The following is a 2,290-nucleotide window of genomic DNA, read 5'->3' as shown; positions in this document are numbered from 1 at the left end:
AAGTAACTTGGACCAGTGTTGATCATTTAGCATTGTTCGAGGCATAGCGAGTGTAAAATTGGGTTTGGCGATTTAATTTTACTATCTCGCTATTTTTTTAATCAACAAATGTCAACAGACCCTAATAATAAATCAATAACTTAATATAATAAATCAGGAACATCATGATGGTTTCTTTGAGCTTGCAGCAATTGTCCAAATCTTTTGCGGGAAAATGTATATTTTCAAATCTAAATTTAGAGTTAAACGAATTCGGAATTGTCGCTGTTGTTGCTGAGAATGGAGTAGGGAAGTCCACCTTACTTGCGATGATTGCTGGGATGCTGGATTTCGATGCAGGCAATATTTTGATTAATGATCAGCCATATGCCCCTCATAACAATGAATACAAGAAACTTGTGGCCTATGTGCCAGATAAAAGCCCTATTTATGATTTTTTACAAGGGCAGGAGTTTCTGAATTTAATGTGTGATATTCGAGGGATAGCGCATGAGCAGTATCAAATATTCATTGAAAAATTTAAATTAGAACACTATTTAGCCACGCCGTTTGCTGACATGTCTTTTGGCACAACCAAAAAGTTTTTATTGGTTGCAGCCTTAATGACTTCGGCACCTTTACTGATTTTGGATGAACCGAGCAATGGCTTAGATCAAAATGCCTTGGCTGAATTAACAAGTATACTTTTACAGCAGAGCCAATCGAAATTGATTCTATTGTCTTGTCATGATCATGTATTTAGAGACAGTCTTGCAGCAAAAATCATTGAGCTAGATCGGCTAAAGTCCAATGAGCAGGCGGCATGAATAAACAAAGACATGTTGGGCAGCGAACAATTATAAAAACGCTTTTGAAATACCGATGGACATTTTATGTCAAAACCACAGCAGACGCTGTTGCACGGCAAAAGCATTTACTTATTTTAGTCACATTAATTCTCGGGCCAATGATATTCGGACTGCTCTTATCATTAGTACAGCCCATTATTGATTTGGTTTATTGCAAATCATTAATCACGAATTTGTTTCTTTGGACTGGCTTTCTTGCCTTAAATGTATTTTGGTGTTCAATACAGCGTAAAGCTTTGAGCGGTGGAGAAGGGTATCGCTATCTAGCGCTATTGCCCATCACACTCAAAAGTCGCTTTGCAGTGGAAATCAAATTTTTAGGCAGTTTAAGCTTTTTTTTGATACTGCCATTTGTTTTAGCGCTTCTATATGTTTGGGTTGAGTATGAACTTTTGGCTTCCATTGGTATTAGTGTATTGATGCTTCTTTGGATCTTTAATTTATTAATCATACAAATCCTGTTTTTACAACAGAATCAATATTTCGGCTTAGTCTGCCTTTTGACATATTTGCCCATTTTGAGCCTAGCTATATTGGACGCTCAACTCGTTGCGGTGTTGTTATCTACTTGCATATGTATAGCTGCGATAAAATTTTGGCTGCTCGGTAGGAAATCAAAACCAATAAAGCTACAGGTACCTAGCGTATTTGTGATACAGAAATATAGCCCACTCTGGCTCAATCAGAATAAACTCATTATTCGTCAGGCATTTCATAAAAGATTTCTAACCCATCGTATTGTTAGTATTGGTATTTCGGTTACAGCGGTCGTGATTTTGTATTGGTTCGCCACGCAGGCGGATACTTGGAACATCATGAGCCTTGATTTCACTGCTTCACAATTATTCCAATTGATGTGTGCCATCTATATTGCACTGAGTTTATTCAATCTAGGCGTGATAAAAATGGACTTAAAATCAAATTTTGAATCTGCAGAGCGATTCTGGATCATTCAAGGATTCACACTATGGCAGCTCAGAAAATACGAATACTGTTTTTTATTGATAATTGGCTTAATGATGAGTGTGCCAGTTTTGCTGTGGCTACTGCTGAAAGGTGGATTTGTTGATGTGCTATTGATGGTTACATTATTTGGTATCGCCATTCCATTTATTCAATGGCTGTATAGAAAACCTGAAGAAGTGCACGGTGTTATGCTAGTTTTAATGTTTATCTTATGGGTGCCTTTGGCGTATTGCATGCTTTCTGTACGCTAAAAACACTTTTTTAAGTAAAAAACACTGATTTAGTAGAATAAATAAACAAACGTAATGAAAAATTAAAAATAAATGGAAAAGGGTGTTGCGTTGGATCGGAAATGCTGTAGAATGCACATCCATCGGCGGTGATGAAGATTAAAACTTCTGATAAAACAATGACTTGGTTGAATTGATTAAGTTGGGTTTTATTTGATAAGTTTAAAAATAATTTGAATTACTGGT

At 36.4% G+C, this 2,290-nt stretch carries 2 protein-coding genes; both read left to right on the top strand.

Annotated features, from left to right (window positions below; translation table 11 throughout):
- Window positions 1-164 precede the first annotated feature (164 nt).
- Window positions 165-806 (top strand): ABC transporter ATP-binding protein, encoded by a 642-nt coding sequence (locus FTU38_RS16545; RefSeq protein ID WP_180005644.1) that lies wholly within the window; start codon window positions 165-167, stop codon window positions 804-806.
- Entirely contained in the window at window positions 803-2,065 is a 1,263-nt protein-coding gene (locus FTU38_RS16540; RefSeq protein WP_180111884.1) for a hypothetical protein, read from the top strand. The genes FTU38_RS16545 and FTU38_RS16540 overlap by 4 nt, the downstream gene beginning before the upstream one ends.
- The last annotated feature ends 225 nt before the right edge of the window (window positions 2,066-2,290 follow it).

Origin of the sequence: Acinetobacter sp. YH12098 (genome assembly GCF_013419235.1) — a bacterium.
GTDB classification, from domain to species: domain Bacteria; phylum Pseudomonadota; class Gammaproteobacteria; order Pseudomonadales; family Moraxellaceae; genus Acinetobacter; species Acinetobacter amyesii.
Note: the sequence above shows the minus strand (reverse complement) of the source record. Positions and strands in the feature narration are given on the sequence as shown.